Source organism: Klebsiella scottii (assembly GCF_036561945.1).
Taxonomy (GTDB): domain Bacteria; phylum Pseudomonadota; class Gammaproteobacteria; order Enterobacterales; family Enterobacteriaceae; genus Klebsiella; species Klebsiella scottii.
The window spans coordinates 1-20,272 of the sequence record NZ_JARXNI010000019.1 but is presented as its reverse complement, the minus strand read 5'-3'; the positions used below and the strand labels follow the sequence as shown (position 1 = coordinate 20,272).

Here is a 20,272-nt window from a genome sequence, read left to right as displayed (position 1 = left end):
CGCGCCCGAAAGGCTGAACGAGGGCAACCCAGATGATTACATCATCACCACATCAAACTGCTCTTGATTATAGAGCGGTTCAATTTGCACTTTGACCTGTTTACCGACAAAGATTTCGACTTCCGCCAGCGCGTGCGACTCTTCCCCTTTCAGGGTTTCCGCGACGGCAGGAGAAGCATAGACCAGGAAACGATCCGAGTCGTAGGCATGATGTACGCGCACGATCTCGCGCATGATTTCATAACATACCGTTTCAACCGATTTTACCGTGCCGCGACCGTGGCAGGTCGGGCAGTCTTTACACAGCACGTGCTCCACGCTTTCGCGGGTGCGCTTACGGGTCATCTCCACCAGCCCAAGCTGGGAGAAGCCGTTGATGCTGGTTTTCACCCGATCCTTATTCAGCGCCTGCTCCAGCGAATGCAGCACCCGGCGGCGGTGATCTTCATTATTCATATCAATGAAATCAATGATAATAATCCCGCCGAGGTTACGCAGCCGCAGCTGGCGGGCAATCGCCTGGGTCGCCTCAATGTTGGTATTGAAGATAGTATCGTCAAGGTTGCGGTGGCCGACGAAGGCCCCGGTGTTGATATCGACGGTGGTCATCGCTTCGGTCTGATCGATAACCAGATAGCCGCCGGACTTCAGCTCCACTTTACGCTCCAGCGCGCGCTGAATTTCGTTCTCCACGTCAAAGAGATCGAAGATCGGCTGGCGGCCGCTGTAATGCTCGAGCTTGCTGGTCATCTCCGGCATATATTCGGCGGTGAACTCCAGCAGCGATTCGTAGGTCAGGCGAGAGTCGACGCGAATGCGGTCAAGATGGGCATCGGCAAAATCACGCAGCACGCGCTGAGCCAGCGCCAGTTCGCCGTACATCTGATAGCGGGTCTGCTGGCGTTTCTTACGCTCCATCACCTTCGTCCAGACGCGCTTGAGGTAGGCGGCATCGGCGGCCATTTCCTGCTCGTGTACGCCTTCAGCCGCCGTACGGATGATAAATCCGCCCTGCTCATCGCAGTAGTCGGCGACAACTTTCTTCAGCCGCTCGCGCTCCGCTTCGCTCTCTATACGCTGGGAAACCCCAACGTGCGAGGCCCCTGGCATAAACACCAGATAGCGGGAAGGGATGGTGATATCGGTTGTCAGACGGGCGCCCTTCGTGCCAAGGGGATCTTTCACCACCTGTACCATCAGGTCCTGGCCCTGACGCACCAGCTCGGAAATATCGCGCACGGTGAACTGCTTTTGCTCTTCCCCGGCGACGCACTCGGTGTGCGGCATAATGTCCGAAGCGTGCAGAAATGCGGCCTTGTCCAGACCAATATCTACAAAAGCCGCCTGCATCCCCGGCAGCACCCGACTGACACGACCTTTGTAGATATTGCCTACGATCCCACGCCGCGCTTCGCGCTCAATATGAATTTCCTGCAGAATACCGCCATCAATGTACGCGACGCGCGTTTCCGATGGCGTTACGTTAACTAATAATTCAGCCGTCATCTTTATCCCTTTTCTTCACGCAGTGAGTTAAAGTTACTCAGCAACTCATACGTTTCTACCAGCGGTAAGCCGACTACGGCGTGATAGCTGCCATTAATCTTCCTGACAAAACAGCCACCCAGCCCTTGAATACCGTATGCACCTGCTTTATCTAAAGGTTCGCCGCTGGCGACGTAGCCGGCGATATCCTGCTCGCCCAGCAGGCGGAAGGTCACCTCCGTTATCACCAGACAGTCCAGCGCCTGCTGCTTATCCGCCAGGGCAACCGCCGTCATAACCTGATGCGTTTTTCCGGAAAGCATCCGCAGCATCTCTGCGGCGTGCCCGGCATCGCGCGGTTTTTCCAGCACTTCGCCGTTAAGGATGACAATGGTGTCCGCCCCCAGCACCGGCAGATCGCGTGATGCCAGCACAACGCCTGCCTGCGCTTTTTCCCGCGCCAGGCGAGTCACGTAATGCTGAGCGCTCTCCTGCGGCTGGCGTCGCTCCTCAATACCAGGAACCACGCGCTCAAAAGAGAGCCCCATCTGAGTCAACAGCTCCTGTCGACGTGGAGAACCTGAAGCAAGATACAGAGTTGTCATATCAACCTTATTGCACCGCAAATTGCTGACGAACTTTACGCATCAGCAGGAATAGCCATGGCCAGAGCACACCGTTTACTACACTACTCCAGAACACTTCCGGACGGAAAGAGACGTTGATCACTAAAAACTCTGCCCAGAAAACAACGATGTCCACCGCGAGGGAGAGCATCATCACCACCAGCGCCTGCTGCCAGAGCGCCAGATTACGGAACAGCTGATATTTCAGAGCGACCAGATAAGCGATGATACTTAACGATAGCGCGCGAACGCCCAGCGTCGAGCCGCTGATGAGATCGAGGATAGCGCCCATCACGAAGCCCGTGCCGACGTTCACCCGATGCGGTAACGCGAGGATCCAGTACAGCAGGATAAGTAATACCCAGTTTGGCCGGAAGACGCTGATGTCCGCCGGCCAGGGCATGATCTGTAGCAATAGTGCAATAAGAAACGAGAGCCAGATAACCCAGCGTCCCTGGCTACGGTAGCTTGCCACTATTGCCCCCCTGCAGGCAGAGGTTTCGCGGGTGGCGTCAGGCCGGTAGCTGGAGCCGGCATTTGTGGCCCGACGGAATCCGGCGCAGGCAGAACCTGCGGCATCATCTGCATCAGACGTTCATTCGCTACCCGATGAACCTCTTCCGGGGTCATCGGGTTGGAGCCGTTACGATCGGCCCCCCACAGCAGCAGCAGATAGCGCAAACGCTGCAGGCCTGCGGTCGGGCGAGCCTGAATAACGGTATACGCCCGCTGCGTATCCAGCTTGACGGAAGAGACCACTCCCACCGGATACCCTTCCGGGAAACGGCCGCCAAGACCTGAGGTCACCAGCACGTCGCCGACGCGAATATCGGTATTCGCCGGCAGATGCTCCAGCTGCAGATCGTCCGTACAACCATTACCGGCGGCAATCACGCGGATATCGTTACGCAGCACCTGAATCGGCAGCGCATGGGTGGCGTCACAGATAAGCAGCACGCGGCTGGTCATTTTCGCGACGGCAACAACCTGGCCGACAACGCCCTTATCGCTGATAACCGGCTGGCCTTCATAAACGCCGCTGATGCTGCCTTTATCGATAACCACCTGATCGCTGTAAGGATCGTTAACCGTTGAGATGACCTGGGTCACCATCTTTTGCTCATCCTGGCGCAGCGGGGAGCCCAGCAGTTCACGCAGACGCGCGTTCTCCTGCTTGTACTGGCCCAGCATCAGCAGGTCGCTGTTCTTCAGCAACAGTTCCTGACGCAGCGCGCGGTTTTCCAGTTCGAGCTGATCGCGGGTGGCCAGCGTTTGCGATACGCTATCCAGCAATTCCCGAGGACCATTAGAAATAAAGTAGAAAGGACTGACGGCTGTATCCATGTACGTTCGAATTTGGCTGAACGTACCCAGGCGGCTGTCGGCGATAATCACGCCAAGCGCCACCAAAACCGCCAGAATAAGGCGAATCTGTAGCGACGGGCCACGGCTAAAAATTGGCTTCATAGGCTATGCGTATTCTCGTGTCAGTTAAGACCGGGGGCAGCCCTTGAGCCGCCCCAGACCTTCGGCTGACTACTCTTCGCTAAACAAGTCGCCGCCGTGCATATCGATCATTTCCAGCGCTTTACCGCCGCCACGCGCGACGCAAGTCAGTGGATCTTCTGCAACTACGACAGGGATCCCTGTCTCTTCCATCAGCAGGCGGTCGAGGTTACGCAGCAGCGCGCCGCCGCCGGTCAGGACCATACCGCGCTCGGAGATATCAGAAGCCAGCTCTGGCGGGCACTGCTCAAGAGCCACCATCACCGCGCTAACGATGCCGGTCAGCGGTTCCTGCAGCGCTTCGAGAATTTCATTCGAGTTCAGGGTGAAGCCGCGTGGAACGCCTTCAGCCAGGTTACGACCGCGCACTTCGATTTCACGCACTTCATCGCCCGGATAAGCGGAGCCGATTTCATGCTTGATACGTTCTGCGGTCGCTTCACCGATCAGGGAGCCGTAGTTACGACGCACATAATTAATCACGGCTTCATCGAAACGGTCACCGCCGATACGTACGGAAGAGGAGTAAACCACGCCGTTCAGGGAGATAACCGCCACTTCCGTGGTACCGCCACCAATATCCACAACCATCGACCCGGTTGCTTCAGAAACCGGCAGGCCTGCGCCGATCGCAGCCGCCATCGGCTCTTCGATCAGGAAGACTTCACGGGCGCCAGCGCCCTGAGCGGATTCGCGGATTGCACGGCGTTCAACCTGGGTCGCCCCAACCGGCACACATACCAGAACGCGCGGGCTCGGACGCATGAAGCTGTTGCTATGCACCTGTTTGATGAAGTGTTGCAGCATTTTTTCGGTAACAAAGAAGTCGGCGATAACGCCGTCTTTCATCGGGCGAATCGCCGCGATGTTGCCCGGTGTACGCCCGAGCATCTGCTTCGCTTCATGACCGACAGCGGCGACGCTTTTCGGCGATCCAGCACGATCCTGACGAATGGCCACAACGGAAGGCTCATTCAATACGATGCCTTGTCCTTTTACATAGATAAGGGTATTCGCGGTACCCAGGTCAATGGACAGGTCATTGGAAAACATGCCACGAAATTTTTTTAACATACTAAGGGATAATCCTGAAAGCTGGGGCGGAAAACAAAATCCGCTTACTTTACCAACCACACGCAGCAGCGACAAGGCGCAAGAATCATCTGCTACGGTGAAAATTAGTGCAGTTCATTTCCTTCGTTACAAATTTTCCGCCTCCGTTCGGTGCTGAAATCTTCAGCAGCGCTCCACGCTTCAATTTGCAACCTGTCAAAGGTCATTTACTGGCATTTACATTGCGATAATCCGGCAGGTAGACAAGCACACCCCCTTCACTATGGCGCGCGTTATTCTACGTGAAATAACGCCAAACGGCAGATCAAACCGAGTATCTTTGCGAATATTTTTTCACATTTGTGTCAAGTGGCTGTGAGGCGGCAAAAAATTCCCCCTGGCCACCGGTAACACCGCATTGAGACAGGACCTGCCACTCGCTACGACTGCGTACTCCGGTTGCAAAAACCTGGACCGGCATACCCTTGCAGGCCTCTACCAGACTCTGAACCAGCAGCTGGTTCTCACTGCGTTTTTCAATATTACGCGACAGTCCCGGGTGTAGCTTGATAACTTCGACGTCCAACTGCTTGATCCAGCTGGTTCCAACCAGCGTCAATCCGGCCTGAACAACGGCGACTCGTATACCTAAAGCGTTAACCAGCCGCATAACCGGCTGCAGGCGGCCGATATATTGACAAACATCTGCCTCTGCAAGTTCAAAAATAATGCGCTGACGTTGCGATTTTTCACATTGCATCAAAGTATCGCGCAGCCAGCGCTGGAATCGAGGACGGATCAGCGATTCCACCGTCACCTGTAAAGCGAGGTTTTCGTCCGGCCAGAAGCCTAAAAACGGCAGCAGCCGCGTGATCTGCAGGCGGTCATACTCTTCCGCCAGGCCAAACTGCTGCACCATCGGCATATATTCCGCCGCAATCACCTCTTCCGTGCCGTCGTACAGGCGGGACATCAGCTCACGGTGATGGACGCGACCGTCGCGATTCACCGCCGGTTTCTGATATAACCGCGGCCCGCCGCGGCTTAGCATCTGTTCAATCAGGGTACGCCAGCGCACGTTGCCGCGCCCTTTCTCCGGCAGCGAATCGTCATAAACCGCCCAGCTATTGCTCCCCTGCAGGACCGCGTTGCGCGTTGCGGCTTCCGCGCGCTCCATCACCTGAGCCGTCGTCTGCCCGCTGCGGAAGGCGCAAATACCGATATGCATCATGTCATCGCGGTCAAGGATGCGCGTGGGCGGCAGCGCGTCCATAGCCTTCAGCAGCAGCCCGGCGATGCTGTCCGCCTCCTTCAGGGTGCGGTGCGGCAGCAGGACGGCAAAATCGCTGCGGTGATAGCGCGCCAGCAGCGCCCCGGGATAACGCATAATAAAAGTAGAAAGCAGGTTGATAAGCGTGAAGTAATGCTCCTCCGCTGCAGCGCGGCCCCAGTTATCGCGCAGCAAATCGAACTCCGGCAGGCGGATCATCATCACAATGCCGTATGAGCCGACTTTTTCCTGATCTTCCAGCAGCGTGGCGAGCTGGTTATCGAAAAACAGACGGTTATTGAGCCCGGTTTTGGTGTCCTGAGCGGCATAGGAGCGAATAAGCGTATCCATACGGCTTCGCTGATCGCTGGCAAACTGCAGTTCTGATAGCAGCATATCCAGCGCGCTGCTGGTGCTCACCGGCCACTCGTGCACCGATCCCCGCACCTGAGGCCCGCGCTCGCCGTTAAGGATCCTTGTCGCCCGCAGCTCCAGCAGCTCCTGCCCTGACAGCTGACGGCGGATCCAGCGAACGGAAAAAAAGATCATCAGCACCATAAAGCCAATGGCAACGGAAAGCGGTGCGGTTATGTGCAGCGAGCGGAAGTAGTTGACCATCGGGTCCAGATAGACCAGATGAAGCGTCATGCCGGGGTGTTTTAGCGACGGGACCGTGATTTCCCGAAACTGGTTATTGCTGCCCAGCGGACGGTAGCTGTCGCTACGCGAGTGGCTGTACACCGATTTGCCGTTAAGCAGAAAATCAACCTGCACAACATCTACCGGCGTCATCAGCTCATCCATCTGCGGTTCGAGCCGGGCAAAGGATGAAGAGATCAGGCGGTTATCCAGCACGGTCGCCACGGCCTGGACGCGGTTCTCCATTTTTTGCTGAATACCGTTATAAAAACTCAGCGACGCGCCGATAAGCGTGACAAAGATAGTCAGGCTGGTTAGCAGCGTGAAAAATGCTGAGAATTTCGTCGTTAATCGCATCCCTGTGTTAACTCCGCGTGTGAATGACTGCCCGATAGATATTCGGACTCCGGTACTGGCGCTTTTCCCAAAGTAAGCACTAACTTTCTAAAGTGCGAGGCATACTATCAAAGCTGACGTATCTGGCAATTTATTGCGCTGTATCGGCGTAATAATGCCGATAGCGAGTATAGTCTGCAGAAAAATTTTTCCAATCTTTGTACCAATAAGAAGGACCCGCATATGCAGGCTTTAATATTAGAACAGCAGGATGGCAAAACAATCTCTTCGGTGCAAACCATCGACGCCAGCCGGCTACCGCAGGGCGATGTCACCGTCGATATCCAGTGGTCCAGCCTCAACTATAAAGATGCGCTGGCTATCACCGGCAGCGGAAAAATCATCCGCAACTTTCCGATGATTCCTGGCATCGATTTTGCCGGTATCGTCCATACCAGCGAAGATCCGCGTTTCCACGCAGGCCAGCAGGTGCTTCTCACCGGCTGGGGCGTTGGCGAAAATCATTGGGGCGGCCTGGCCGAGCAGGCGCGCGTGAAAGGCGACTGGCTGGTTGCGATGCCTGAAGGGCTGGACGGCCGAAAAGCGATGGCTATCGGCACCGCCGGTTTCACCGCCATGCTGTGCGTCATGGCGCTGGAAGATGCCGGCATTCGTCCACAGGACGGCGAGGTTGTCGTCACCGGCGCCAGCGGCGGCGTCGGCAGCACCGCGGTTGCCCTGCTGCATCACCTGGGTTACCAGGTTGTCGCCGTTTCTGGTCGCGAAAGCACCCATGACTACCTGAAAGCTTTGGGGGCGCAGCGTATCGTTGGGCGCGAGGAGTTTGCCGAAACCCGTCCGCTGGAGAAACAGCTGTGGGCCGGCGCGGTCGATACCGTCGGCGATAAGGTGCTGGCGAAAGTGCTGGCGCAAATGAACTACGGCGGCTGCGTGGCCGCCTGCGGCCTGGCCGGCGGCTTTGCTCTGCCGACGACGGTTATGCCGTAACGTCCGTCTGCAGGGAGTTGATTCGGTAATGACTCCGCCCGCACGCCGGGCTGAAGCCTGGCAGCGGCTGGTTCGCGATCTGCCTGAATCCTTCTATACGCAAAGCGCCACGGAAATTACGCTCGCCGAAGCGCCGGCCTTTGCCGATAAGATTATGGCTAACCAAATCCAGGGCCGGACGCTGGTGAAAATCGCCTAATATGCAATTTTTCGTGACATATTCGCGATAACTCTCCGCCTCCGTCATGCTTAGGAAAAAGCATGCCGGAGGATGTCATGAAACACAAAAAGCTAACGGAAGCCGACGTCACGGCAGAATCCGTGTTTATGCTGCAGCGTCGTCAGGTTCTGAAAACCCTGGGGATTACCGCTACGGCCCTTTCTCTTTCCCCCACGGCAAAAGCCGATCTTCTCGATTGGTTCAAAGGTCACGACCGCCCTCCCGCGCCGGCGGGCAAAGCGCTGACGTTCAACAAACCCGCCGAATGGCAAAACGCGCTGACGCTCACGCCGGAGGATAAGGTATCCGGCTACAACAACTTCTATGAATTTGGTCTGGATAAAGCCGATCCGGCGGCCAACGCGGGCAGCCTGCGAACCGATCCGTGGACGCTGACCATCGGCGGAGAAGTTGCCAAACCGCTGACGCTCGATCATCACGATCTGACCACCCGTTTTCCGCTCGAAGAGCGCATTTACCGGATGCGCTGTGTCGAAGCCTGGTCGATGGTGGTGCCGTGGGTGGGCTTCCCGCTGCATAAGCTGCTGGCACTGGTTGAGCCCACCAGCAGCGCCCGCTACGTGGCGTTTAAAACCATCTATGCTCCTGACCAGATGCCGGGGCAGAAGGATCGCTTTATCGGCGGCGGCCTGGCCTATCCTTATGTAGAAGGCCTGCGTCTGGATGAGGCGATGCATCCCCTCACCCTGCTAAGCGTCGGCGTTTACGGCAAGGCGCTACCGCCGCAAAACGGCGCGCCGGTGCGGCTGACGGTCCCGTGGAAGTATGGCTTCAAAGGGATTAAGTCGATTGTCAGTATCGAACTCACCCGCGAGCGGCCGCCGACCACCTGGAATCTGGCGGGGCCGAATGAGTATGGCTTTTACGCCAACGTCAATCCGCACGTCGATCATCCGCGCTGGTCGCAGGCAACGGAACGTTTTATCGGTTCAGGAGGCGTGCTGGACGTTAAGCGCCAGCCGACGCTGCTGTTCAACGGCTATGCTGATGAGGTGGCATCGCTCTATCGGGGCCTGAATTTGCGGGAGAACTACTAGTGCGTTTGAGCATAAAACAGATTACCTGGCTGAAGGTCATCCTTCATCTGGCCGGGCTTCTCCCCTTTATCTGGCTATTCTGGGCTGCACAGCAGGGGTATTTCAGCGCCGATCCGGCAAAGGATATCCAACACTTTACCGGTAGGATGGCTCTTAAATTTCTGCTGGCAACCTTGCTTGTCTCACCGCTGGCGCGCTACGCTAAACAGCCGCTGCTGATTCGTACCCGTCGCCTGTTGGGATTATGGTGTTTTGCCTGGGCGACGCTGCACCTGACCAGCTACACGCTGCTGGAGCTAGGGATTAACAATCTGGCGCTGCTGGGTTCTGAGCTGGTTAGCCGGCCATATCTGACGCTGGGGTTTATCAGCTGGCTTACCCTGCTGGCGCTGGCGGTAACGTCAACTCAGGCGCTGCAGCGAAAATTAGGCCGACGCTGGCAAACGTTGCATAACTTCGTCTATCTGGTGGCGATCCTTGCGCCCATCCACTATCTATGGTCCGTGAAGATATTATCCCCACAGCCGTTGATATATGCCGGACTGGCGGTTGTGCTTTTGGCATGGCGTTACAAGAAGTTCCGCCAGTGGTGGCGCTAATCCCCGGATATGTGCAGTTTCCCGCAGATCTTTTATCAACCGCGACTCTTTTAACGATAGCGGTTGATAATCTTCCCTGATAAGACCAGTATTTAGCTGCCAAATGCTACGAAATCGTTATAATGTGCGACTTTGGTTTTCCTGGAGGGGTTTTAACACCCTGAAAAGGTGACAAGCGCGTTTCGAAGGTATATTTTGTTTTTTACCCGAGAATGGCAGGAGATAGCCGCACAATGGCTGACAAGTTTCGCATTTTGCTTTTGAACGGACCCAACCTTAACATGCTTGGTACACGCGAGCCTGAGAAGTATGGCACCCTTAAGCTTTCTGAGATTGTTAACCGTCTGGAATCAGAAGCTGCGGCTCTGAACGTGGCGCTGGATCACCTGCAATCAAACGCGGAGTACGCGTTAATCGACCGAATTCATCAGGCTAAAGACGCTGTAGACTATATCCTGATTAATCCGGCCGCGTTTACGCACACCAGCGTGGCAATCCGCGACGCGCTACTTGCGGTGAGCATCCCGTTTATCGAGATCCACCTGAGCAACGTACATGCCCGCGAACCATTCCGTCATCACTCTTATCTGTCGGATATCGCCGCAGGCGTTATCTGTGGATTCGGGGCGGACGGTTATTCATACGCTTTACAGACGGCGGTAAAACGCCTGTCACAATCACACTAAACAAAGAGTACGGAACCCACTCATGGATATTCGTAAGATTAAAAAACTGATCGAGCTGGTCGAAGAGTCTGGCATCAACGAACTGGAAATTTCTGAAGGTGAAGAGTCTGTGCGCATCAGCCGCTCAGCTCCGAACACCGGCTATCCAGTGATGCAGCAGGCTTATGCCGCTCCGATGATGCAGGCACAGGCACCTGTTGCCGCAGCACCGGCAGCCGCGCAGGCAGAAGCTCCGGCGAAAGCGGAAATCAGTGGTCACATCGTACGTTCCCCGATGGTCGGTACTTTCTACCGCACCCCGAGCCCGGACGCTAAAGCGTTTGTGGAAATCGGCCAGAAAGTCAACGTGGGCGACACTCTGTGCATCGTCGAAGCAATGAAAATGATGAACCAGATCGAAGCCGACAAAGCCGGCGTGGTGAAAGCCATTCTGATCGAAAGCGGCCAACCGGTAGAATTTGACGAGCCGCTGGTAGTCATCGAGTAACGAGGCGAACATGCTGGATAAAATTGTTATCGCCAACCGTGGCGAGATTGCACTGCGTATCCTGCGTGCCTGTAAAGAACTGGGCATCAAGACCGTTGCTGTGCACTCCACTGCGGATCGCGATTTAAAGCACGTATTGTTAGCGGATGAGACGGTCTGTATCGGCCCGGCTCCGTCCATTAAAAGCTACCTGAATATTCCGGCGATCATCAGCGCGGCTGAAATCACCGGCGCGGTAGCGATTCACCCGGGCTACGGCTTCCTCTCCGAAAACGCCAACTTTGCTGAGCAGGTTGAACGTTCCGGCTTTATCTTTATCGGCCCGAAGGCCGACACTATTCGTCTGATGGGCGACAAAGTGTCGGCGATTACCGCCATGAAGAAAGCCGGCGTGCCGACCGTTCCTGGCTCCGATGGCCCGCTGGGCGACGACATGGACGCTAACCGCGCCCATGCGAAACGCATCGGCTACCCGGTTATCATCAAAGCCTCCGGCGGCGGCGGCGGCCGCGGCATGCGCGTTGTGCGCAGCGATGCCGAGCTGGCGCAGTCCATCTCCATGACCAAAGCTGAAGCGAAAGCCGCTTTCAGCAACGACATGGTGTATATGGAAAAATACCTGGAAAATCCTCGTCATATCGAGATCCAGGTACTGGCTGACGGCCAGGGTAACGCTATCTATCTGGCCGAGCGCGACTGCTCCATGCAGCGCCGTCACCAGAAAGTTGTCGAAGAAGCGCCGGCGCCGGGCATTACTCCGGAACTGCGTCGCTACATCGGCGAGCGCTGCTCCAAGGCCTGCGTTGATATCGGCTATCGCGGGGCGGGTACCTTCGAGTTCCTGTTCGAAAACGGCGAGTTCTACTTCATCGAAATGAACACCCGTATTCAGGTTGAACACCCGGTAACAGAAATGATCACCGGCGTGGATCTGATTAAAGAGCAGCTGCGCATTGCCGCAGGCCAACCGCTGTCTATCAAGCAGGAAGAAGTTCAGGTCCGTGGCCATGCGGTTGAATGCCGTATTAACGCCGAAGACCCGAATACCTTCCTGCCGAGCCCGGGTAAAATTACCCGCTTCCACGCGCCGGGCGGTTTCGGCGTTCGCTGGGAGTCTCATATCTACGCCGGCTATACCGTGCCGCCTTACTATGACTCAATGATCGGCAAGCTTATCTGCTACGGCGAAAACCGTGATGTGGCGATTTCACGCATGAAAAATGCGCTGCAGGAGCTGATCATCGACGGCATCAAAACTAACGTCGATCTGCAGATTCGCATCATGAACGACGAGCACTTCCAGCATGGTGGTACCAATATCCACTATCTGGAGAAAAAGCTCGGTATGCAGGAAAAATAATCCTGTATCGCAGCAAAAGGCCGGATAATCCGGCCTTTTTTCTTTTTCTCTCCCCTCATCTTTGCCATGCGGTACAATCCCCGCTTTCTTCATCCTCCTGGGACTAAAAAATGGACAATCGTTTTGTTCAGGCCCACAAAGAAGCGCGCTGGGCGCTGTGGCTGACCCTTCTCTATCTTGCCGCCTGGCTGGCTGCGGCCTATCTCCCGGACAGCGCAATCGGCATCACCGGGCTGCCGCACTGGTTCGAAATGGCCTGCCTGCTGGTGCCGCTGGTATTTATCCTGCTGTGCTGGGCGATGGTGCGTTTTGTATTCCGCGACATTCCGCTGGAGGATAGCGATGCAGCTTGAAATCATCGTTATCCTGATTGCCTATCTGTTCGTGGTCTTCGGCCTGTCGCTTTACGCCATGCGCAAACGCAGCAGCGGCAGTTTTCTCAGCGAATATTTCCTCGGCAGCCGTTCTATGGGCGGCTTCGTGCTGGCCATGACCCTCACCGCAACCTATATCAGCGCCAGTTCATTTATCGGCGGGCCTGGGGCCGCCTATAAGTACGGGCTCGGCTGGGTGCTGCTGGCGATGATCCAGGTGCCGACGATCTGGCTTTCGCTGGGGATCCTCGGCAAGAAGTTCGCCATTCTGGCGCGACGCTACAACGCCATCACCCTCAACGACATGCTGCAGGCTCGCTACCAAAGCCGCGCCGTCGTCTGGATCGCCAGCATAAGCCTGCTGGTTGCCTTCGTCGGAGCGATCGCCGTGCAGTTTATCGGCGGCGCGCGCCTGCTGGAGACCGCGGCTGGGATTAAATATGAACACGGCCTGCTGATCTTCGGCATCACTATCGCCCTGTACACCGCGTTCGGCGGCTTTCGCGCCAGCGTGCTCAATGACACCATGCAGGGCCTGGTGATGCTGATTGGCACTATCGTGCTGCTGGTCGGGGTTGTTCACGCTGCGGGCGGTCTGCATCACGCCGTTGATACCTTACAAAAGATCGATCCGCAGCTGGTATCGCCGCACGGCGTCGACGGCATCCTTACCCCGACCTTTATGACCTCATTTTGGGTGCTGGTCTGCTTCGGCGTGATCGGCCTGCCGCATACCGCCGTACGCTGCATTTCCTATAAAGACAGCAAAGCCGTTCACCGCGGGATCATCATCGGTACCGTGGTCATCGCTCTGCTGATGTTTGGTATGCACCTCGCGGGCGCTCTGGGCCGCGCGGTGCTGCCGCATCTCACCGTTCCCGATCGGGTGATCCCAACCCTGATGGTCCAGGTGCTGCCGCCGTGGGCCGCAGGCCTGTTTTTAGCGGCGCCAATGGCGGCGATCATGTCGAACGTTAACGCCCATTTATTGCAGGCATCGGCTACGATCGTTAAAGATCTTTGGCTCAGCGCTCGCCCTGCCAAAAGGCATAATGAGCAAAAGCTGAAAAGGATCTCCACCGCCACCACCCTGGTTATCGGGATCCTGATGATGCTGGCAGCCTGGCGGCCGCCTGAAATGATCATCTGGCTCAACCTGCTGGCCTTCGGCGGCCTGGAAGCGGTGTTCTTATGGCCGCTGGTTATGGGCCTGTACTGGGAGCGCGCTAACGCGACCGGTGCCCTGAGCGCGATGATCGTTGGCGGCGTGCTCTACGCCGTGCTGGCGACATTCAATATCCAGTACCTGGGCTTTCATCCGATTGTGCCCTCGCTGCTGTTAAGCTTGCTGGCTTTTGTGATTGGCAACCGTTTCGGTCAGCCCGTCCCTCCAGCCCCTATTATGACTACTGATAAATAAAGAGTTTTGCCATGCCATGGATCCAACTGAAACTGAACACGACCGGCGCACACGCTGAAGATTTAAGCGATGCGCTGATGGAGGCCGGTGCCGTCTCTATCACCTTCCAGGATACCCACGATACGCCGGTATTCGAACCGCTGCCGGGGGAAACCCGCCTGTGGGGAGACACCGACGTTATCGGCCTGTTCGACGCAGAGAGCGATATGGACGAAGTCGTTGCCATCCTTGAGCAGCATCCTCTTCTGGGCGTCGGCTTCGCGCATAAAATCGAGCAGCTGGAAGACAAAGACTGGGAGCGCGAATGGATGGATAACTTCCACCCGATGCGCTTCGGCGAGCGGCTGTGGATTTGCCCAAGCTGGCGTGAAGTACCGGATGCCAACGCGGTTAACGTGATGCTCGATCCGGGCCTCGCCTTCGGTACCGGTACGCACCCGACGACCTCTCTGTGCCTGCAGTGGCTGGATGGGCTGGATCTGGCGGGTAAAACGATTATTGATTTCGGCTGTGGTTCCGGGATCCTGGCGATTGCCGCCCTGAAGCTCGGTGCGGCGAAGGCTATCGGTATCGATATCGACCCGCAGGCGATTCAGGCCAGCCGCGATAACGCCGAACGCAATGGCGTCTCAGAGCGTCTGGAACTCTATTTACCCCAGGATCAGCCAGAAGCTCTCAGCGCCGACGTCGTGGTCGCCAACATTCTGGCCGGCCCGTTACGCGAGCTGGCTCCGTTAATCAGCGTGCTGCCCGTTGCAGGCGGCCTGCTGGGCCTCTCCGGCATCCTTGCCAGCCAGGCTGACGGCGTCTGCGAAGCCTACGCCGATCGTTTTAATCTCGACCCGGTGGTAGAAAAAGAAGAGTGGTGCCGCATTACCGGCCAGCGGAAGTAAGCGCCAATGCGGCCTGCGGGCCGCATTTTTGTTTCCAGTAACCGCCAAATGACGTCAAGAAATGGGAGCCAGATCGCACTACGAAGCGCTTTTTTGGCTACAAAAACAGCGTTTTATGCCGTTAATGCCCCCCTTTTTCTAAGAAAAATAGAGAAGTTTTACGATTTTATAAATGGACACAAATTACCCACCCATCATTAACACAATGATTAATATAGTAATTTATTCATGGCATTTTCGTTACCCCTGGATTCATTGATCTGTGACAGGGGATTGCTCAAAGTTTGGCCTTTCATCTCGTGCAAAAAATGCGTAATATACGCCGCCTTGCAGTCACAGTATGGTCATTTCTTAACTCATGCGCATCGGACACTACCAGCTTAGAAATCGCCTGATCGCAGCACCTATGGCTGGCATTACTGACAGACCATTCAGGACGCTGTGCTATGAGATGGGAGCAGGTTTAACCGTTTCCGAGATGATGTCCTCCAACCCGCAGGTTTGGGAGAGCGACAAGTCCCGTTTACGGATGGTGCACGTTGATGAGCCCGGTATTCGTACCGTGCAAATCGCCGGTAGCGTACCGGAAGAGATGGCCGCAGCCGCCCGTATTAACGTGGAAAGCGGCGCCCAAATTATTGATATTAATATGGGGTGCCCGGCGAAAAAGGTGAATCGCAAGCTCGCAGGTTCAGCCCTCTTGCAGCATCCCGAGCAGGTGAAGTTAATCCTGACGGCGGTCGTCAAGGCAGTGGACGTTCCCGTGACGCTCAAGATTCGCACCGGTTGGGAGCCGGAACACCGTAACTGTGTAGAAATTGCCCAACTGGCTGAAGAGTGTGGCATTCAGGCTCTGACTATTCACGGACGCACCCGCGCCTGTTTGTTTAACGGAGACGCTGAATACGACAGTATTCGGGCAGTTAAGCAGAAAGTTTCCATTCCGATTATCGCGAATGGCGACATTACTGACCCGCTTAAAGCCAGAGCTGTGCTCGACTATACGGGGGCTGATGCCCTTATGATAGGCCGCGCGGCTCAGGGAAGACCCTGGATCTTTCGGGAAATCCAGCATTATCTGGACACTGGAGAGCTGCTGCCCCCCCTGCCGTTGGCAGAGGTTAAGCGCTTGCTTTGCGCTCACGTTCGGGAATTGCATGACTTTTACGGTCAGGCAAAAGGGTACCGAATTGCGCGTAAACACGTTTCCTGGTATCTCCAGGAGCACGCTCCAAATGACCAGTTTCGGCGCACATTCAACGCCATAGAGGATGCCAGCGATCAGCTGGAGGCGTTGGAGGCATACTTCGAAAATTTTGCGTAAACAGAAATAAAGAGCTGACAGAACTATGTTCGAACAACGCGTAAATTCTGACGTACTGACCGTTTCTACCGTTAACTCTCAGGATCAGGTAACTCAAAAACCCCTGCGTGACTCGGTTAAACAGGCACTGAAGAACTATTTTGCTCAACTGAACGGTCAAGACGTTAGTGACCTGTATGAGCTGGTACTGGCTGAAGTAGAACAGCCCCTGTTGGACATGGTGATGCAATACACCCGCGGTAACCAGACCCGTGCTGCCCTGATGATGGGCATCAACCGCGGTACACTGCGTAAAAAATTGAAAAAATACGGCATGAACTGATACTAGTCAGTTAATTGCTTGAATAAAAGGCGCTCTTCGGCATGGGGAAGCGCCTTTTTACTGCCTCGCGTTTACTCCCTCCCTGCAGCAGACAGCTGACTTCTCATCTGAGTTAACTCGCCGTCCGACGATTCGGTACGCAGAGCATCGACAGTAGCGGTGGAAAACGTCGTGCGCGTGATGGTTGAAGAGAGCCTTCCACGACAGCCCTCGTTGGCACTGCGATGGTGCTCATGGCCTTGCGCAGCCTCAGGCCGTGGCAGGAACGCAGCGACGCAGAGAACGGCGTAAAGGCGATTATCCAACGTGCCTACCGGCGCCTTCAGCAAGAAGGACGCTATGGTCTTACCGTGCAATCTGCCGGCCATTGTCGAACTCGGTAGCGCAGCGGGTTTTGACTTTGACCTTATCGATCAGGGCAACCTCGGCCACAGCGCGCTAACCCAGGCGCGTAATCAGCTGCCCGGCTGCATCCGGAGCAGCTGGCGCGTATTTCCGTACGCTGCCGGATACTATCAACAATATGTATGCGCGTAGCGCCAGCGGTGAAATGGCGCCACTCTCTTCGTTCGTCACATCGCGCCGGGTAAAAAGTACCGGGGATACAATGCTCCTGATGGAGGCAGGCTGCCGAACGGAACTGGCTATGACTGGACTGGAATGTCGTCTCAGGAACGGCTCTCCGGAAGCCAGGCGCCTGCGCGCTATGAAAGAGGGTATCTCCCGCTCTCTGTAACCTTGGTCATTCTTAGGGATTCCTGGAGCGTTGCCGGCAGCATCGTTTCTCGGGCTAAATAATGATGTTGATTTCCAGGTCGGCTTATTAACTGCGATTGGCTTATCGGCAAAAAATACCATTCCGATCGACGGGTCTGCTAAAGAACTTATGGGTAAAGAAGGTAAAAGAATTATCGAGCCGACGCTCGAGATATCGCGTATGCACCTGCCTCCGATCCTCATGACATCATTGGCTTTTATTCTCGGGGTGCTGCTTTTAATTATTAGCCACAGACCAGGACCAGGGGCGAAAAATGCGGTGGACACCGGCCTAATGGACGGAATGTTAACCGCTACGCTGCCGGCAATCCTCTTCGTAGAGGTGTTCTTCGTGGCTGTAAGGGGCCGCTTTACCCGGCGCGAGGAGTGCTTATCCCATCAAAGGCGCCACCCCGGCGCTTTTTTTATCCTGTGCTCTAAGAATCAATGAGTTGGATGCCATCCGTTATATTCAATAATTATAAAATCAGCAGTCCCTGGCTTTATTTCATCATTTTATTCTGCATATTTTCTACGCAATCCTTCGCTTATCTCCATGATATTTACGTAGCTCATAAATTGAGATGATTTCCTCTATCCGGCCTCTGTATTCGCGATGCTAAAATAAGCTATTCCGTCGTGTATCTCATCCGATGCAGAAAAACGGACTATTCAGAGGTAATATTATGAAGAAATTTATTTTAGTGACGCTGCTGGCGACTTTACTCGCCGGCTGCGCACATGACTCTCCCTGCGTGCCGGTATACGATTCTGAAGGCAGGTTAGTTCATACCAATACCTGCATGAAAGGCACGACTCAGGATAACTGGGAAACGGCTGGAGCAATTGCCGGCGGCGCGGCGGCGGTAGCGGGATTAACTCTGGGGATTGTAGCGCTGACCCGTTAACCCTTGCCTTCCCGGTGGACAGGGTTCATTCCCCAATGAGAGAACGGATATAAAGAAAGGGCCTGGTCGAGAGACCGGGCCTTTTTTAGTAGACTGCAGGTTATAAAGGCCGCTCTACGAGCACAGAGATGCAGTCGTTTATAGCAGGCAAGCAAAAAGGCCCAGTCTTTCGACTGGGCCTTCTGCTTTATTTGATGCCTGGCAATTCCCTACTCTCACATGGGGAGACCCCACACTACCATCGGCGCTACGGCGTTTCACTTCTGAGTTCGGCATGGGGTCAGGTGGGACCACCGCGCTATCGTCGCCAGGCAAATTCTTTAAAATACTGTGTTCTAACTTAAAAACTGGTGCTGATACCCAGAGTCGAACTGGGGACCTCACCCTTACCAAGGGTGCGCTCTACCAACTGAGCCATATCAGCACACTTAATTTGCTACCGGGCAATAACTTTTCGGGCCGTTGCTTCGCAACGTTCAAAAGCATTCGCTTTTGTTCTGCTACTCTTTCGAATAGCAAACTACCTCGAAAGTCAGTGCCATACTGCTAATTTGATGCCTGGCAGTTCCCTACTCTCACATGGGGAGACCCCACACTACCATCGGCGCTACGGCGTTTCACTTCTGAGTTCGGCATGGGGTCAGGTGGGACCACCGCGCTGTTGCCGCCAGGCAAATTCTGTTTACCAACATGCCACTTCGGCCTGTCAGCTAATCTGTCATCAAGCTGATAATTCGTCTCTTCGCCAAAACAGCTTCGGCGTTGTAAGGTTAAGCCTCACGGTTCATTAGTATCGGTTAGCTCAACGTATCGCTACGCTTACACACCCGACCTATCAACGTCGTCGTCTTCAACGTTCCTTCAGGACTCTCAAGGAGTCAGGGAGAACTCATCTCGGGGCAAGTTTCGTGCTTAGATGCTTTCAGCACTTATCTTTTCCGCATTTAGCTACCGGGCAATGCCATTGGCATGACAACCCGAACACCAGTGATGCGTCCACTCCGGTCCTCTCGTACTAGGAGCAGCCCCCCTCAATTCTCCAGCGCCCACGGCAGATAGGGACCGAACTGTCTCACGACGTTCTAAACCCAGCTCGCGTACCACTTTAAACGGCGAACAGCCGTACCCTTGGGACCTACTTCAGCCCCAGGATGTGATGAGCCGACATCGAGGTGCCAAACACCGCCGTCGATATGAACTCTTGGGCGGTATCAGCCTGTTATCCCCGGAGTACCTTTTATCCGTTGAGCGATGGCCCTTCCATTCAGAACCACCGGATCACTATGACCTGCTTTCGCACCTGCTCGCGCCGTCACGCTCGCAGTCAAGCTAGCTTATGCCATTGCACTAACCTCCTGATGTCCGACCAGGATTAGCTAACCTTCGTGCTCCTCCGTTACTCTTTGGGAGGAGACCGCCCCAGTCAAACTACCCACCAGACACTGTCCGCAACCCCGATTAGGGGTCTACGTTAGAACATCAAACATTAAAGGGTGGTATTTCAAGGTTGGCTCCACGCAGACTGGCGTCCACGCTTCAAAGCCTCCCACCTATCCTACACATCAAGGCTCAATGTTCAGTGTCAAGCTATAGTAAAGGTTCACGGGGTCTTTCCGTCTTGCCGCGGGTACACTGCATCTTCACAGCGAGTTCAATTTCACTGAGTCTCGGGTGGAGACAGCCTGGCCATCATTACGCCATTCGTGCAGGTCGGAACTTACCCGACAAGGAATTTCGCTACCTTAGGACCGTTATAGTTACGGCCGCCGTTTACCGGGGCTTCGATCAAGAGCTTCTCCTTACGGATAACCCCATCAATTAACCTTCCGGCACCGGGCAGGCGTCACACCGTATACGTCCACTTTCGTGTTTGCACAGTGCTGTGTTTTTAATAAACAGTTGCAGCCAGCTGGTATCTTCGACTGATTTCAGCTCCACGAGC

General features: G+C 55.3%; 17 protein-coding genes, 1 tRNA gene, 3 rRNA genes and 2 pseudogenes. 13 read left to right on the top strand and 10 right to left on the bottom strand.

Features of this window, described 5'->3' with window-relative positions:
• Positions 1-36: 36 nt before the first annotated feature.
• The 6 genes from rng to csrD form a co-directional block, all read right to left on the bottom strand.
• Complete coding sequence (gene rng, locus QFI97_RS03830) at positions 37-1,506, bottom strand: ribonuclease G (RefSeq protein WP_041147457.1); 1,470 nt, start codon at positions 1,504-1,506, stop codon at positions 37-39.
• Positions 1,507-1,508: 2 nt separating this feature from the next.
• Entirely contained in the window at positions 1,509-2,090 is a 582-nt protein-coding gene (locus QFI97_RS03825) for a Maf family protein (RefSeq protein WP_346430600.1), read from the bottom strand.
• 7 nt (positions 2,091-2,097) lie between these two features.
• Positions 2,098-2,586, bottom strand: coding sequence for a rod shape-determining protein MreD (gene mreD, locus QFI97_RS03820; protein ID WP_095100016.1), 489 nt, complete (start codon positions 2,584-2,586; stop codon positions 2,098-2,100).
• Positions 2,586-3,578 (bottom strand): rod shape-determining protein MreC, encoded by a 993-nt coding sequence (gene mreC / locus QFI97_RS03815; RefSeq protein ID WP_095100019.1) that lies wholly within the window; start codon positions 3,576-3,578, stop codon positions 2,586-2,588. The genes mreD and mreC overlap by 1 nt, the downstream gene beginning before the upstream one ends.
• Positions 3,579-3,647: 69 nt before the next feature.
• Positions 3,648-4,691, bottom strand: a complete 1,044-nt coding sequence (mreB, locus tag QFI97_RS03810) for a rod shape-determining protein MreB (protein ID WP_002918653.1) — start codon at positions 4,689-4,691, stop codon at positions 3,648-3,650.
• 304 nt (positions 4,692-4,995) lie between these two features.
• A complete protein-coding gene (gene csrD, locus QFI97_RS03805; protein ID WP_095100022.1) occupies positions 4,996-6,936 on the bottom strand; it encodes an RNase E specificity factor CsrD in 1,941 nt (646 codons plus the stop codon).
• A gap of 222 nt (positions 6,937-7,158) precedes the next feature.
• Here csrD and QFI97_RS03800 point away from each other — a divergent pair.
• The 13 genes and pseudogenes from QFI97_RS03800 to QFI97_RS03740 all read left to right on the top strand — a co-directional run bounded on the left by QFI97_RS03800 (position 7,159) and on the right by QFI97_RS03740 (position 18,330).
• Positions 7,159-8,122 (top strand): annotated as a pseudogene (locus QFI97_RS03800) (MDR family oxidoreductase).
• A gap of 77 nt (positions 8,123-8,199) precedes the next feature.
• Complete coding sequence (gene msrP, locus QFI97_RS03795; protein WP_095100029.1) at positions 8,200-9,201, top strand: protein-methionine-sulfoxide reductase catalytic subunit MsrP; 1,002 nt, start codon at positions 8,200-8,202, stop codon at positions 9,199-9,201.
• Positions 9,201-9,800 carry a protein-methionine-sulfoxide reductase heme-binding subunit MsrQ gene (gene msrQ, locus QFI97_RS03790; RefSeq protein ID WP_095100034.1) on the top strand — a complete coding sequence of 200 codons (600 nt, stop codon included), beginning with the start codon at positions 9,201-9,203 and terminating at the stop codon, positions 9,798-9,800. The genes msrP and msrQ overlap by 1 nt, the downstream gene beginning before the upstream one ends.
• A gap of 233 nt (positions 9,801-10,033) precedes the next feature.
• On the top strand, positions 10,034-10,486 hold the full coding sequence (aroQ, locus tag QFI97_RS03785) for a type II 3-dehydroquinate dehydratase (RefSeq protein WP_095100041.1): 453 nt from the start codon (positions 10,034-10,036) through the stop codon (positions 10,484-10,486).
• 22 nt (positions 10,487-10,508) lie between these two features.
• Positions 10,509-10,973 carry an acetyl-CoA carboxylase biotin carboxyl carrier protein gene (gene accB / locus QFI97_RS03780; RefSeq protein WP_041147466.1) on the top strand — a complete coding sequence of 155 codons (465 nt, stop codon included), beginning with the start codon at positions 10,509-10,511 and terminating at the stop codon, positions 10,971-10,973.
• Positions 10,974-10,983: 10 nt separating this feature from the next.
• Complete coding sequence (gene accC, locus QFI97_RS03775; protein WP_041147467.1) at positions 10,984-12,333, top strand: acetyl-CoA carboxylase biotin carboxylase subunit; 1,350 nt, start codon at positions 10,984-10,986, stop codon at positions 12,331-12,333.
• Between the two features lie 110 nt (positions 12,334-12,443).
• Complete coding sequence (locus QFI97_RS03770; protein WP_159237021.1) at positions 12,444-12,686, top strand: YhdT family protein; 243 nt, start codon at positions 12,444-12,446, stop codon at positions 12,684-12,686.
• Positions 12,676-14,127: a sodium/pantothenate symporter gene (gene panF, locus QFI97_RS03765; protein WP_095100047.1), complete on the top strand. Its 1,452-nt coding sequence runs from the start codon at positions 12,676-12,678 to the stop codon at positions 14,125-14,127. Before QFI97_RS03770 ends, panF begins: the two co-directional genes overlap by 11 nt.
• Positions 14,128-14,138: 11 nt before the next feature.
• Positions 14,139-15,020, top strand: a complete 882-nt coding sequence (gene prmA, locus QFI97_RS03760; RefSeq protein ID WP_095100050.1) for a 50S ribosomal protein L11 methyltransferase — start codon at positions 14,139-14,141, stop codon at positions 15,018-15,020.
• 358 nt (positions 15,021-15,378) lie between these two features.
• Positions 15,379-16,344: a tRNA dihydrouridine synthase DusB gene (gene dusB / locus QFI97_RS03755; RefSeq protein ID WP_041147471.1), complete on the top strand. Its 966-nt coding sequence runs from the start codon at positions 15,379-15,381 to the stop codon at positions 16,342-16,344.
• Positions 16,345-16,369: 25 nt separating this feature from the next.
• Positions 16,370-16,666 carry a DNA-binding transcriptional regulator Fis gene (gene fis / locus QFI97_RS03750; RefSeq protein ID WP_003855228.1) on the top strand — a complete coding sequence of 99 codons (297 nt, stop codon included), beginning with the start codon at positions 16,370-16,372 and terminating at the stop codon, positions 16,664-16,666.
• A 233-nt stretch (positions 16,667-16,899) separates the two neighbouring features.
• Positions 16,900-17,873, top strand: a pseudogene (locus QFI97_RS03745) (efflux RND transporter permease subunit); the annotation flags it as partial.
• Between the two features lie 235 nt (positions 17,874-18,108).
• Positions 18,109-18,330 carry a lipoprotein gene (locus tag QFI97_RS03740; protein ID WP_041147475.1) on the top strand — a complete coding sequence of 74 codons (222 nt, stop codon included), beginning with the start codon at positions 18,109-18,111 and terminating at the stop codon, positions 18,328-18,330.
• 196 nt (positions 18,331-18,526) lie between these two features.
• Here QFI97_RS03740 and rrf (QFI97_RS03735) read toward each other — a convergent pair.
• From rrf (QFI97_RS03735) to QFI97_RS03720, 4 genes are all read right to left on the bottom strand, one after another.
• Positions 18,527-18,642 (bottom strand): 5S ribosomal RNA (rrf, locus tag QFI97_RS03735).
• A 36-nt stretch (positions 18,643-18,678) separates the two neighbouring features.
• Positions 18,679-18,754: transfer RNA gene (locus QFI97_RS03730), tRNA-Thr, on the bottom strand.
• Positions 18,755-18,886: 132 nt separating this feature from the next.
• Positions 18,887-19,002 (bottom strand): 5S ribosomal RNA (rrf, locus tag QFI97_RS03725).
• A 94-nt stretch (positions 19,003-19,096) separates the two neighbouring features.
• Positions 19,097-20,272, bottom strand: a 23S ribosomal RNA gene (locus QFI97_RS03720); the annotation flags it as partial.

Bases quoted from the DNA above. Each gene is read 5' to 3' on its own strand.
- rng (WP_041147457.1), bottom strand. From the start codon at position 1,506: ATGACGGCTGAATTATTAGTTAACGTAACGCCATCGGAAACGCGCGTC.
- QFI97_RS03825 (WP_346430600.1), bottom strand. From the start codon at position 2,090: ATGACAACTCTGTATCTTGCTTCAGGTTCTCCACGTCGACAGGAGCTG.
- mreC (WP_095100019.1), bottom strand. From the start codon at position 3,578: ATGAAGCCAATTTTTAGCCGTGGCCCGTCGCTACAGATTCGCCTTATT.
- mreB (WP_002918653.1), bottom strand. From the start codon at position 4,691: ATGTTAAAAAAATTTCGTGGCATGTTTTCCAATGACCTGTCCATTGAC.
- csrD (WP_095100022.1), bottom strand. From the start codon at position 6,936: ATGCGATTAACGACGAAATTCTCAGCATTTTTCACGCTGCTAACCAGC.
- msrP (WP_095100029.1), top strand. From the start codon at position 8,200: ATGAAACACAAAAAGCTAACGGAAGCCGACGTCACGGCAGAATCCGTG.
- aroQ (WP_095100041.1), top strand. From the start codon at position 10,034: ATGGCTGACAAGTTTCGCATTTTGCTTTTGAACGGACCCAACCTTAAC.
- accB (WP_041147466.1), top strand. From the start codon at position 10,509: ATGGATATTCGTAAGATTAAAAAACTGATCGAGCTGGTCGAAGAGTCT.
- accC (WP_041147467.1), top strand. From the start codon at position 10,984: ATGCTGGATAAAATTGTTATCGCCAACCGTGGCGAGATTGCACTGCGT.
- QFI97_RS03770 (WP_159237021.1), top strand. From the start codon at position 12,444: ATGGACAATCGTTTTGTTCAGGCCCACAAAGAAGCGCGCTGGGCGCTG.
- panF (WP_095100047.1), top strand. From the start codon at position 12,676: ATGCAGCTTGAAATCATCGTTATCCTGATTGCCTATCTGTTCGTGGTC.
- prmA (WP_095100050.1), top strand. From the start codon at position 14,139: ATGCCATGGATCCAACTGAAACTGAACACGACCGGCGCACACGCTGAA.
- dusB (WP_041147471.1), top strand. From the start codon at position 15,379: ATGCGCATCGGACACTACCAGCTTAGAAATCGCCTGATCGCAGCACCT.
- fis (WP_003855228.1), top strand. From the start codon at position 16,370: ATGTTCGAACAACGCGTAAATTCTGACGTACTGACCGTTTCTACCGTT.
- QFI97_RS03740 (WP_041147475.1), top strand. From the start codon at position 18,109: ATGAAGAAATTTATTTTAGTGACGCTGCTGGCGACTTTACTCGCCGGC.